Source organism: Petrotoga miotherma DSM 10691 (assembly GCF_002895605.1).
GTDB lineage: Bacteria > Thermotogota > Thermotogae > Petrotogales > Petrotogaceae > Petrotoga > Petrotoga miotherma.
Map to the genome: position 1 here is coordinate 38,566 of NZ_AZRM01000029.1, position 13,405 is coordinate 51,970.

The following is a 13,405-nucleotide window of genomic DNA, read 5'->3' on the forward strand; positions in this document are numbered from 1 at the left end:
TATATCATAGAAATTAGATTGAGAGGGCTAGGGATTGACCCCTAACCCAAATATTCAAAATTTTGTTTAATCTACTTTCGGCCATTGAGATCTGGGAACATTTTTATATACATCTTCTAACTTATGAAAACCATCTTTTACAACTGTTTCTACAATGTTAGTCTTATCAACAGGAATAGGTTCCAAGAAGAAAGTAGATACCTCTTTATACTCATTGTTAATTGTTCCATTTGTTGGAATATGAATATCCTTAGCCGCTGAAACAGCCATAATAGCAGCCATAGTAGCGATATCCTTTATAGGTTTATAGACAGTCACTGTTTGTGTACCTTCAACTACTCTCTGGCAGGCAACCAAATCTGCATCTTGACCAGATACTAAAACTTTTCCTGCTAGTCCCTGTTCCTTTAATGCTTCTACCGCTCCTCCAGCTGTACTATCGTTGGAAGCAACAATAGCATCAATTTGATTTTGAGTTGCGGTTAATGCATTTTCCACAATTTTCATAGCTTCTTGTGCTGACCAGTCTTTTGCCCATTGGTCTCCTACTATTTCTATTGCTCCACTATCAATATAAGGCTGAAGAACCTTCATTTGACCTTCCCTAACAAAATGTGCATTCATATCGGTTGGAGATCCTCCGAGTAGGAAATAATTACCTTTTGGTTTCTTATCAACCAAATATTGTGCTTGAATTTCTCCGATTCTTATTGGATCGAAAGTAATGTAATAATCCAAATCACATTCCATTAAAAGACGATCATACGCAATCACTGGAATTCCATTGGCATGAGCCTCTTCAACCACACTTCCCATAATATAACCATCATGTGCAATAATAACTAATACATCAGCTCCCTGATTCATCATATTTTCTACCTGAGAAACTTGTAGTAAATCATCGTTATTGGCCGATTGTACAATAACCTTTGCACCAAGTTTTTCGGCGGTATCGACAAAAATATCTCTATCTTTTTGCCACCTTTCAAGTTGCAAATTAGCAACAGAAAGCCCTATCAATACCTCATCCTTCGCGAGTACAGTACCACCAAATGTCAATAAAAACACCAGAAAAACCAAAAAAACTTTCTTCATTTTACTAACCTCCTCTTTTTTGTTTTTTTACCATTAGTACTAATGGTAAAATCCACATCTAACTACATCCATTTTAAAATATTCTATTCAGCATTGTCAATAGTAAGTTTATCCAATCAACTAATATTAGGAACAATCACTTTTCAACCTTTTCACTTTATTTGTTAGCATTAAGGGGTAAACCCCTTAAGATCCCCAAATCCAAAATCTTTGTTCAATTAAAAATCTTTTTGCACAACCCAGCAAAATTTTATATTTTAAAACTTCCAACTAATCCTTTTAACTCTGTGGCTAACTCACTCAACTCTTTCGCTTCTTCGTTTATCCCTACCCCTTGTTTTACTTGTTCGTCTATTACACTTCTTGACCTTTCTAGTTGTTCACTTATCTCTGTTACCGCTTTCGCTACCCTGTCCATCGCTGTGCTCATCTCTTGCGCACTTGCACTTTGTTCTTCTGCACTTGCAGTCATGTTTTCTATCCCTTGGTCCATCCTTTCTATCCTTTCTTTTATCCGGTTGAAACTTTGTTGTACATTCACCATCTTTTCGTTTATTTCTCCTATCGTTCCTACTACCTTGTTCGTCGATTCGTTCACTTTGTTCGTACCTTGCGTTATGTTGGTTAGTATTTCTGATATTTCATCCGTTGCATTCCTTGACTCTTCAGCTAACTTCCTTATCTCATCCGCTACAACTGCAAATCCTCTTCCCGCTTCTCCTGCCCTTGCAGCTTCTATCGCTGCGTTTAGTGCCAACAGGTTCGTTTGTTCCGTTATCGAGTTTATCGTTTCTACTATACTTTGTACGTTCTTGGCGTTGTTTGCGAGTGTTTCTACTTCTTTTTGACTTTCTTTTGTCCTTTCTACCGCTTCTTTCACCGCTTGACTTATACTTTCTATCGTTTTGCTTCCTTCTTCTGCAGCTTTACTCGTTTCATCTGCTTCTTCACTTAGTCTTTGAGCATCTTGGGATACACCTTGTGCTGCCCTTGCTACTTCGTCTACCCCTGAAGTTACTTCTTCTACGTTTCCTGCTGTTTCTTCCGTACTTGTTTGTATCTTGTCCATCTGGTTTTTGAGTTCTTCTGAGTTCTTTCTGCTTTCTTGTGATGATCGTGTTAGACTTTCTGATGCGTTTTCTACTTTGTCTGATGCCTGCCTTATTGACCCCATGGATCTTCTCAATTCTTTACTCATTTCTGATAGAGCGTTTGCCATCTGTCCTATCTCGTCTCTGCTTTTACTTTCAAAGTTTACCGTTAAGTCTCCTTCTTTGAATTGGTTTATCTTGTTTTTGAAGTCTAACAGTGGTTTCGTTATACTCCTTATTAGATAGATAACCATGATTATCGATACTATGAAGGCTACTATGGTTAAAACGGCTGTCAAGGTTATAGCCCTGTTGTTTTCTTCTATGAGTGATGGACCTAACGTGTCTTGCTGGACCTTTAATTCATTTCTTTGTTCTTCTAATAGGTTGAGTATCTCTACCCTTGCTTGTTCCATATGCCCGATTATAGGCTCTTGGGATTCTATCGTTGTGACTATTTGGTTGAATGTGTCTTTGAATTGTTCAACCACATCTTTCGTCTTATTGAACATTTCAGTTAGTTCGTCTGATACTAATCCTTGCTCTAAAATGGCTATTTGTGATTCTAACTCATCAAAAGCATTCATGACACTGTTTTTGTCACCTACTGATTTAGAAGAAAAATAAACAGAAGCAAGCTCTTTTATACTATCTACTATTTCTAACGAGCTATCAGCGTAAAAAACGAGGGTTGAAACGTTATTTTCTTGGGCTAAGGTTTTAAAGTCAGTAATACTTTGGCGTAATTCATTGGATATATCTTTAAAATCTTGATTTACGAGCCTATTCTTTTCTTCGTTCAATTGAACAATTTGATTAAAACCGCTTTCATAGTCCCCTATCTTTGTGATTATGTTTTGTACTAGTGTAGAATCGGTAGTTTCATCTGTAAAGAAACTTTGAACAGCGTTGATATTCTGAGTAATAATTTCTTGTGTTTGTTCATCGTAGTTAATCACATAATCTTTGAAGGCCAAAGCAGCTTCAAAAAAGTTGTTTTCTATTTCAGAAATTCTACTCGTGTCATTTGACAAATCTTTATAATTAGAAAGTCCATCATTTGATGAAATCAATGAGACAATATTAAAAACAACGACAACGCCAAATAAAACTAATATTATTATAATTGTTAAAGAAAGTTTTCCTCTTATGCTTTTAAACAAGGTAATCCACCTCGATTTTTATATTAAATTCCGTAAAATAAGCTTTAATTTTCTTCCAGAACCACATCGCTAAAAAACTTCTTGTTTTGAGGCGAAATTTTAATATCTTTATCAATGTAAAACTTTTCATTTAACCTTATATCTTCAGAAGAGGATCCCACCATAACTTTAAAATAACCTTTTTCAACCAAAAATTCCATTTTTTCATTATATAGCGCTAAAGTCTCTATTGGGAGATTAAAAATGATTCTTTTCTTTTCTGAAGGTTTAAGTGTAATTCTTTGAAAACCCTTTAATTCTTTCACAGGTCTAGTTACACTAGCGACTTCATCATTCACGTACAGCTGAACAATTTCATCACCTGTCTCTTCACCTATGTTTTTAACATCCATGCTTATTTTCACGATTCTATCGCTACTTTCAATTTGAAGATTCGTATATTCAAATTGTGTATAACTGAGACCATGACCAAAAGGATATAGTGGTTTGGCAGGTGAATCCGTATAATCTCCCCACCATTGACTTCTTCCTCCAGAAGGCTTGTGATTATAATAAACTGGAATTTGTCCCACATGACGCGGAAAAGATATAGGCAATTTCCCTGAAGGGGACTCATTACCCAAAATAATATCGGCCAGAGCATTGCCACCTTCTTCACCAGGTAACCAAGCTTCAAATATTGCAGAAACATTTTTTGATACCCAGTCTAACGAATATGGCCTTCCGTTTACAAGAACAACAATTACAGGTGTTCCCGTATTTATAACAGATTTTAGTAAATCAAGTTGTACACCTGGTAAAATCAACGTAGAACTATCACGAGATTCACCAGTTGTGCAATCCAACGTTAACCCAGATTTATCACCTAAAACTAGAATAGCAACATCAGATATTTTAGCAAGTTCGATTGCTTCTTTAAACATTTCTTTGTTGTCACCATTTATTTCGCAACCTTTTGCGTAAGATGTTTCCACATTTAACTTTTCTAATTTTTCTTTCAAACTTTCATATATGGTTTTTATTGGCAATTCACTTTCAGAAAAAGTAATTCCTTCCATTGCTGAAGTACCGAAAGCTCCTTGTTTTAAGGTTTCTAAGTGTGTTAAATAAGTATAATCCCCTGTTAAATTTCTAGCGCTGTTTGCATTTGGTCCAATTACTGCAACTTTTTTTATGTTTGGATTCTTTTTCAAAGGCACTATTCCATTATTTTTCAATAGAACAATTGATTTTTTAGCAATTTCATACGCGAGTTTCCTATCTTCAGGTGTATCTAAATTATCTGGAACCTTTTCTAAATCAACATAAGGATTTTCAAATAATCCCATCTCAAACTTTAATCGTAAAATATTTCTAACAGATTTATCAATAAATGCTTCAGAAAGCTCTCCATTTTCTATCGCATTCTTTAATGGTTCTTTATAACAATCAAAAGAGGGAAGTTCAACATCTATCCCAGCTTTTAACGCTTTTATAGCTGCTCCTTTTTTATTTGATACTAATTTATGATATTCCATCAATGAATTGATTGCAAAGTAATCGGAAACAACAATACCATCAAAACCCCATTCCTCTCGCAAAATTTTTCTCAACAAAATTTCAGAAGCTCCACAAGGTATACCATCAATCTCATGATAAGCATTCATGACAGATTTAGCTTTTCCTTCTTTAATAACAGCTTCAAAAGGAAAGAGAAATGTTTCTTTTAGTTCTCTTTCTGGGATATGAGCTGGCGCCCAATTCATCCCACCTTCAGAAACCCCATAACCCACAAAATGCTTTAAAGTAGCAACTACTCCATTCTTCAAATCATCAGATTGTAACCCTTTAACATATGAAACTCCCATCTTTGCAACCAAATATGGATCTTCTCCAAAAGTTTCCTCAGTTCTCCCCCATCTAGGATCTCTAGTTACATCAACAACTGGAGATAATCCTTGATGTATTCCAAGAGCTTTCATTTGATTTCTTATACTTGTTGTCATTCGTTCTATTAATGGAGGTTCCCAAGTACTTGCCGCACCAATCATCTGAGGGAAAATGGTCGCTCCTCTTGTCATGTAACCACTCAAACATTCTTCATGCATAAAAGCAGGAATCCCCAATCTTGTTTCAGTAAGAAGAAATCTCTGAATTTTGTTTGACAATTCAGCTGTTTTCTTAGGAGAGAATCCTGTCGCTCCTCCTGGACGAGTTATCTGACCAATTCCTTCTTTCAATAAATTTTGAGCTTTTTCAAAAGAGAAATTACCATTATCAAGAAGCTCATAACTCCAAAAAGAACCAAGTTGGGCTATTTTTTCGTCCAAAGTCATTTGTTTTAAAAGGTCTTCAACACGCTCTTCTATCGGTTTATTTGGATTTTTGTAAAATTGCATAAAAACTTCCCCCTTGTAAAATATTTTATCGTTTTTGTCTTTTTTCAGTATATTTTTCTCCTTTTTTCATCATAGATCATTGTTTTTCTATAAAAGTATGAATTTATAATATCTCTCCATTCTTTAGCACTTTCCCTTTGTTCTAATAATCTTTGATAAACAGAACTATATCTTTTACTATCAATATATCTTTCTAAGCCTTGCCATTTATCTATTAACCATTGTACATCTTCGACTCCTTCAAAATGCGTATCATAAATATGTTGTAAGACGGTTTTGTTATTGCTCAATTTGTAAATATAAGAGACATGATGAAAAAAAAGTAATAGTTCATCGGGGCAAGAATCTAAATGTTCGTATTTCTCAAAATTTTGTTGACGATACTGTGCTGTATAGCCCGTTCCTGATTTCAAGGTTCTGTCTACACCTATACCATAATGATCAGCTTTGTGGTAAGTACCCCACCTTGAATACTCATATCCATCAACATTAGGACCATAATGATGACCAGGATTAACCATCCAACCTACTCCTAAAGGTGCTGTATATTTCTCATAAATATTCCAAGACTTTAACATCATTTCGGATAAATTATTTAAAACAGTTTCATTATTTCCAAAAGTACATTTTATCCATTCTTCTATAATTTTTTTACCACTCAAGGAAGGATCCCAAGCAAGGCGACCAAATCCGTACAAATTTGCTTGTGCTAATGTATGGCCAGTCCAGTTAATTTCATCCCCAATATTTGATATTCCAGCTATTCCAAAATTCGGTGAATTAAATATAGAACCAGAAACGATCTTTGCAACTGAGGTTCCCTCACCAAATAAGAAAGTATCAAAGTCTAAAACTTCTTTCCATTGGGGAACAAGATAACAGAGATGTTTTTGTTGTCCAGTGTATTCTTGAGTAATTTGAAATTCAAGTATTTGATTTGTTTTTTGGAACCCTCCAAATAAAGGATTTACCTGGGTATCCTCTTTCAATGCTTCCATCCAAATTATCCCAGTGATTAATAATTCTCAGAGGGATATAAGGTTTCTCTAATAGATTTAACTGATCTAAAGGTTTTTCCATTTGTATGTATTGGATTAATTTGTAGGTACCGTATAGCAAACCTTCATCAGATTTCGCTGTTATTAATATAAATTTTTTTGTAGAATTTTCTACTTTTTTGATCAAAAAGCCCTCTTCACTTAATGAGGTGTATTCTTCTTCTTTTATTGTGTTACTGAAAAATGAACCCCCATCTAATTTCGAAATTATTGTAAAAGTACGTTTAATAGGCTTGTTAGTTATGATGGCCTCTATATTAAAAAATTTTTTTATACTATAATAAAGTTCATTTTTAATAGAATCGATTATATATCCGTCGATATTTATTACAATGTTTTTTAAATATTCTTTATATTGATCAGATAAACTTGGAGTTTCTAATCTTTGATAATTTAACCAACATTGATAATCTACATCATTTGAATATGGAAACATTCAAACTTCCTCCTAGCTACCAAGAATAAACAAAAAATACTAATTTTTACTTATTTTTCTAAAATAATATTACCAAAGTTCACAGTGCTCTGATAGTTATTCCCAGTTGGGTCATTCCAAGTAGTTATACCTACTCTACTTCCAGTCGCACCCGCATCGTTGACTTGAACATCAAATCCAACGACTTCTCCTCCACTTGGGGAAATAAATCTCCAGGAAATTGCAGCTTCTACTATATAACCACTTTCTATAATCTTTGTAGTAGTTTTAAAATTGGCCGCAGAGCCTCCCGTACCAAATGAAGGGGTATTTACGTAATTGATTCTATACTGTGCATCATCATTTTCGTAAAAACCTGTTTTATTATTATTTTCATCTATGAATATTTCTAATGAATCCTGCTCCCAAGCGTTTGTATTTTCTTTATTAAGAACCGGATCTTCAACAATAGCCAATACATACAAGGCATTTTCATCCCAAAGTACTCGAAAGTTGGCCTTTGCGTTATTTGAGCTACCCGATACAATAGTTTCGGTGATATATTCTTCGCTTTGAAACCAAACCTCATCTATTTCTCCATCTATAATCGGTGTACCATATTTTGCTGTTCCTACGGATACACCTTCCAAGGTTAATACTCCATAATTTATTGTTTGCGATTTCTGTTGATTTGTGTTATCACTCCAACTATATATGTTCTCCCCGTCTATTACTGCTATGTCAAATCCAATTTCTTTCCCTTTTTCTAATTTCGCCGAAAGATTTATGGAACATTCAAAAGAATACTTTTTATAACCCGGGCTAACAAAATACTCAACTTCCATATCTTCTTTATTTTTCTTAACAGTCCAATCTGGATGAATAATTACCCATATATCATCTTCTTGTAGGTAAGGTGTCTTGGCATTATTAGGATCAACGAATATCGCCACTCCATCTTCTTCATCACTTGTTTCATTAAAGACCTCACCATAAACAAATAATTTGTTTTCATTCCATATTATTCTTGCATTAAGCTTTTCTTCACCATTCTCATCATATATGAATATTGGCTTTGAAAACAAATAATCATCATCTAACATACCATATGGAATAGCGGTCCCTTGAGAGATTGCATTGGATTTTGGAACTATTGGCAAAACAGTTGGTTCTACAATTCCCCAATATGCATATTTTGATTGATAATCTTTATCAAACAAAAGCGGCCAATCGTTTCTGGTTTGATTTTTCCAAGAATAGTCGTCTTTAAGGCCCCAGAAAGTTGCACTGGTTATAACATCATCGTATTTTTTGAGAATATCAAAAAGTTCTTGGTATTTGTACCCTTGCTCTACTAAGGCTTCGTATGGTGGAGACATGTAGTTGGATCCTTGATCTGTATAAACACTCATGTCAATTTCAGTTATTTGAATTTCTATACCAGGAATAGAACTAAATAACTTAATAGCCTCTTCAACTTGTTTGAGATCTGTTCCAATTCCAATATGCATTTGCATTCCAATTCCATCAATTGGAACTCCTTTTGCCTTTAATTCCTTTACCATGTTGTATATATAATCTCTCTTTTTTGGTTCGTAAGTATTGTAATCGTTATAGAAAAGCTTAGCGTTTGGATCGGCTTCATGAGCGAATTTGAATGCATACTCAATATACTCTGGGCCCATGATTTCATACCAAAGAGACCTTCTATAACCATCTGGTTGATTGGGATCAATGGCTTCATTAACAACATCCCATGCATATACTTCTCCTTTGAAATGTCCGACAACGTCGTGTATATAAGTTTCCATTCTTGAAAGAAGTTCATTCTTTAAAATTAAATTTCCATCTTCGTCTTTAAAGAACCACTCAGGTGTTTGACTGTGCCAGACTAACGTATGTCCACGAACTTTTATGCCTTTTTCTTTAGCATATTCAATATACTCATCGGCAACTGAAAAATCATAACTTCCTAAGTCCATTAAAATACTTTCTGGCTTCATTTCGTTTTCAGCGGTAATAGAGTTAAAGTGCTTTTCGACCATCTTCATTTCAAGTGGGTTAATTAGAACTTTGTAAGGAATAGCAACTCCTATATCAAAATTGTCTTTATATTTATCTTTTAAATCTATAATTTCCCATTCAGGTTCATAGAGAGGAATCGATTTATCTGTCATTGAAAAATCATCCAAATAAAATGAGAGCGTTGGATTTGGTGATTCAACATAAAAGATCAATCCTTCCACTACTGTTCCAGATTTAACGGTATAAGAACCTGTCAATTGTGTCCATGTATTTGAAGGAACCTTTTTTTGCCATAAGATCGTATCGTAGTTAGTATTAGCATCAGAAGCGTATTTTCTTTGCATTGTGAGAGTGATTAATTGATCTTGCCCGGTATCTTGATACACATATATTTCGAAATCATAACTGGTTCCAGGTTTTAAAGTTTTTGTAAGATTTATTTGTGCGCCATTCCAATTACTTTTCCTACCCTCAACAGCTAAAGAATATTTCCCGCTATGGGATACTTCATTAGATAGCGAAATAGAGACTCCATCTCCTCTTGGTTCCCAACTATGCTGTTTGTCTTCAAAGCTTGTCTTAGAGATCACTCCTGCTCTTTCAACTTTGTTAGTTCCCAGAATCTGAAAGTTGTCTATATAGTATGTGAAATTACTTTCCAAAGGAGTTACTATTCTCAAGGAAAACTTTTCAACGGGTTCATTAAAACTGAATTTGAACTCTTCATTTATCTCTTTCCAATAATTTGGCATCACAACCTTCTCTGCGATTGTTTCAAAGCGCTCCCCTTTACTATCTTTTATATAAGCTACTAACCTAAATAATTGAGGATCAGGAGAAGTTTGATAAATATGAGTAGTAATTTGGAAATTAGCTGAATTAAAAATTTGCCAATCTTTTGTTAGATCAATTTCTGCACTTTCCCATTCTGAGGTTCTATTCTCTATCTTTAAGGATTTTTGACCTTCGAAGGAAAATTCATCTACTTCTGTAATCGACACTGCTTCTCCAACTTTTTCAATTTGAACCGGTTCTTCGAAGTTCAAAACCATCTCATAATCTCCTGGATTTATAAATCCATTTAGACTATTTGTTTGATTTGATCCTCCCAATAGAATAGCAGCCAGTAAACCAACACCTAACAATGAGGTTACAAATAATAAATCCTTCATTTCATCACTCCTCCTTTCCACAAATTTAGTACTGCCTGAGATATTCCAAAACATACTTTACAAACGTCACCTTCTGAACCTCTTTTAAAATCAAAATCTTATTCCCACTATGACACTTAGATTTCGAACTATAAAGTCAGATATCTGCCGCCTTCTACCTTCACTGGACTACCATCCACTCCTATCCATACTGTTAAAGCAGAAGGATTATAAACTATTTTTTTATTTACACTAAATTTTAGATTCTTTAAAGCTTTCAAATAATCCATGATCTCTGCATTTGTCTCATACCAAATTGTTTCATCGTTCGATATTTTTTTGCAAAACTCTTCAATCAGATCCCAGTTATTATTCCTTTCAAATTCAAAACTGTGCCCCCATACATACAACAAAGGCATAGTTTCATTAGATTCTAATTTCTTAAATTCTTCATATTTTTTTAACAAGTTATCATCATGATGACAAGTAGGATTCCACCTTAAAAAATGTGTAGGTAGAGAAAAGTTACCATGAGAATTAACAGTTCTTGAATATTCAATTCCCAAATATGGAAGTAATTCTAAAAGTTCTTCACCGTAATCCCCATAAGGATATGACATACCCCTTATTGGATAGTTTACTAAAGACTCTAATCTTTCCCTATCCTCCATAATTTCCTCAATTATTGATTCCTTTGGTACTCTTGTGAGATAAGGGTGATTTAATGTATGTATAGCAACTTCATTACCCTCAAAGAGATCCCTTATTTCGGAAGAGTTTAAAAATGGTTCTGAATCTAATTTTCCTGAATTTAAATGGAAGGTACCTTTGATTCCGTACTTATTGAAGATCCTTATCAATCTTCTGTCATAAATTTGTCCATCATCATAACTCATGGTTAAAGCCTTTATTTTGCCTTGTGGATAAAAGCCGAAAGATATTTTCATGGTATACTGGCTCCTTCTCAATAGTTCTAAAAAAATGGAACATTTAGTATTGATTTTTATTACCAAACTTTGATATAGTTCTTACCTTTTTTCAAAGTAGAGATTGGACCTAAGGAACTTTTCTCAGGTTTTTGTTCATCTAAAAAGTCTGTGTCTAAGACTAAATTTCCCCCATCAGGACGTTCAAAATCAGCATCAACAATCCTAACTCTTTCTAAAGAATTTGTTGAACATACTTCGCCTACAATATTTTCAAAAGTATCGGGAAGTTCACAAGACATATAAACTTCTTCACCTTGCTCGATAACAGTAAATCTTGGATCAAAACTTTTATCCACTAATTTCTCTTTTTCTCTTTCAAATGGTTCTGCTCCATTGAAGTAAGCATTGTTATTAATATACACCGGTTGTTCTATTAACTCAAGCATTTTAATATCCCAACCTTTTTCATCCACCTTCTTCAAGTACTCTTCTAATGATGTTGTATGATTCATATAATGTGATGTCCCAACACCTTCCAATTCATCTTTCCCAATAAAGATATTGTTGTAGAAACGATCATCACCACCGTAAACACAGGCATACCCTGCAACCGTTGTACTATGTGGTCTATGGTATGGAGTATAACGATTTAATACTTTTCTTTTCTCCATCTTACCAGCAATTAAATTGTTAATGTAGGCACCACCCTGAGACATGTTATCTATTGCATATTCAGAAGCTAAGATGTTGTGATCTATAACATACGGGCCATGACTTACTTCCACAAATAAATCACGATTATTTTTGTAAAATAAGTTTTTACTTACCCTTGTTCCTTGTGCTTGCCAATCCAGCCATAACCCTAAAGAACAATCATGTATGCGATTATGATAAATCTGAACATCTATGGCTGCATGTAATTTGATACCTGCAATCTCATGTCCCCAAAATTCTCTTTTTATAGCAATTCTATAAATGTGGTTATTGTAGATTTCACTAAAAACACATCCTAAATGACCTACAATCGCATTTTGACCACAATCATAAATTGTATTGTTCCGAATAATATGTGACCCAATACTTTCTTTACTCCATCCGATATGTTCAGCACTAAAAACAGATTCTAATTGGTATTGATGCCCAGTTTTGTCTTTACGAGTTGAATGATATAGATGTCCGGTCGAACCTTCCTTTCCTATACTTATTGCACTACATTTTGAATCATGAATAATATTGTTTTCAATTATCCAACCTTTACTCCAATTTGCTCCAATTAATCCAGGTTGATCTGCTGTTGGCGGAACCCATGGTGTTGCAGCATGAGCCATTTCAAAACCTTTCACGGTTATATAATCTCTCCCAATTTGATCTGGATAAAAACAGGATCTGCGTACATTGATCTCTACTAATTCTTCATTTGGGTTCGCACCATGGAAGTTTGCGTATATAGTTGTTTTTTGATCATCTACTTCCGCATACCAAACATACTTTGTTTGCTCTGGATTTAAAACCGGAACCTTTTTTTGTGTCCAATGGTCTACTGTCTCTGTTCTAACCTTAGGATCTTTTAAATCTTCAAAACTGTTAGCTTCGTAAAACGACATACCGTTTAGATAAACATCTCCTAAATGTCTCTTCTGATCAGTCGTAACAAGCCAATCACCAAATATTTCTTCTTTGTACGGATTAAAGTCACCAAAAAAAGAGTTTGGTAATTCACATTTCCAAATATTTCCTTCAACCTTTTGCCAATCTTGGATCCTTTCAGATCCTTTAATAATTACCTTTTCTCCTTCAACTGCTTGATAGGTAATTCTTCTTTTATTGCTTAATCCTTTGTTTTTAGGTTTTACCCATTCACGATATACCCCTTCGTGAACTATAACTTTATCTCCAGCCATAGCAACAGAAGCGGCTTTATTTATCGTTAAAAAAGGATCTTGTTTAGTTCCTAAAGCTTGATCAGAGCCAGTCTTTGCCACATGATATTCCATGTTTTTTAAATCCCCCTTTTTATTTGTACGACTCTTGTTTTATTTATCTCCCTTATTCTCATACAACCAACAACGAACCATACGATTTTCTGTTTGTATTTCTGGT

7 protein-coding genes and 1 pseudogene are annotated in these 13,405 nt (G+C 34.3%); all 8 read right to left on the bottom strand.

What is annotated here, in order from left to right:
- Window positions 1-66: 66 nt before the first annotated feature.
- On the bottom strand, window positions 67-1,095 hold the full coding sequence (gene xylF, locus X928_RS06350) for a D-xylose ABC transporter substrate-binding protein (RefSeq protein WP_103078982.1): 1,029 nt from the start codon (window positions 1,093-1,095) through the stop codon (window positions 67-69).
- Between the two features lie 250 nt (window positions 1,096-1,345).
- Window positions 1,346-3,349, bottom strand: coding sequence for a methyl-accepting chemotaxis protein (locus X928_RS06355; RefSeq protein ID WP_103078983.1), 2,004 nt, complete (start codon window positions 3,347-3,349; stop codon window positions 1,346-1,348).
- A 44-nt stretch (window positions 3,350-3,393) separates the two neighbouring features.
- Window positions 3,394-5,727, bottom strand: coding sequence for a glycoside hydrolase family 3 N-terminal domain-containing protein (locus tag X928_RS06360; protein WP_103078984.1), 2,334 nt, complete (start codon window positions 5,725-5,727; stop codon window positions 3,394-3,396).
- A 44-nt stretch (window positions 5,728-5,771) separates the two neighbouring features.
- Window positions 5,772-6,698, bottom strand: a pseudogene (locus tag X928_RS10425) (alpha-glucuronidase); the annotation flags it as partial.
- Entirely contained in the window at window positions 6,652-7,221 is a 570-nt protein-coding gene (locus X928_RS10430; protein WP_211286477.1) for an alpha-glucuronidase family glycosyl hydrolase, read from the bottom strand. The gene X928_RS10430 and the pseudogene X928_RS10425, both read right to left, overlap by 47 nt.
- A 50-nt stretch (window positions 7,222-7,271) precedes the next feature.
- Entirely contained in the window at window positions 7,272-10,397 is a 3,126-nt protein-coding gene (locus tag X928_RS06370; protein ID WP_103078985.1) for an endo-1,4-beta-xylanase, read from the bottom strand.
- 128 nt (window positions 10,398-10,525) lie between these two features.
- Entirely contained in the window at window positions 10,526-11,323 is a 798-nt protein-coding gene (locus X928_RS06375; RefSeq protein ID WP_103078986.1) for a polysaccharide deacetylase family protein, read from the bottom strand.
- A gap of 59 nt (window positions 11,324-11,382) precedes the next feature.
- Window positions 11,383-13,299 carry a right-handed parallel beta-helix repeat-containing protein gene (locus X928_RS06380; protein WP_103078987.1) on the bottom strand — a complete coding sequence of 639 codons (1,917 nt, stop codon included), beginning with the start codon at window positions 13,297-13,299 and terminating at the stop codon, window positions 11,383-11,385.
- Window positions 13,300-13,405 lie beyond the last annotated feature (106 nt).

Excerpts from the sequence above, each read along its gene's own strand:
- X928_RS06370 (WP_103078985.1), bottom strand. The coding sequence starts at position 10,397 with ATGAAGGATTTATTATTTGTAACCTCATTGTTAGGTGTTGGTTTACTG.
- X928_RS06360 (WP_103078984.1), bottom strand. The coding sequence starts at position 5,727 with ATGCAATTTTACAAAAATCCAAATAAACCGATAGAAGAGCGTGTTGAA.
- xylF (WP_103078982.1), bottom strand. The coding sequence starts at position 1,095 with ATGAAGAAAGTTTTTTTGGTTTTTCTGGTGTTTTTATTGACATTTGGT.
- X928_RS06380 (WP_103078987.1), bottom strand. The coding sequence starts at position 13,299 with ATGGAATATCATGTGGCAAAGACTGGCTCTGATCAAGCTTTAGGAACT.
- X928_RS06375 (WP_103078986.1), bottom strand. The coding sequence starts at position 11,323 with ATGAAAATATCTTTCGGCTTTTATCCACAAGGCAAAATAAAGGCTTTA.
- X928_RS10430 (WP_211286477.1), bottom strand. The coding sequence starts at position 7,221 with ATGTTTCCATATTCAAATGATGTAGATTATCAATGTTGGTTAAATTAT.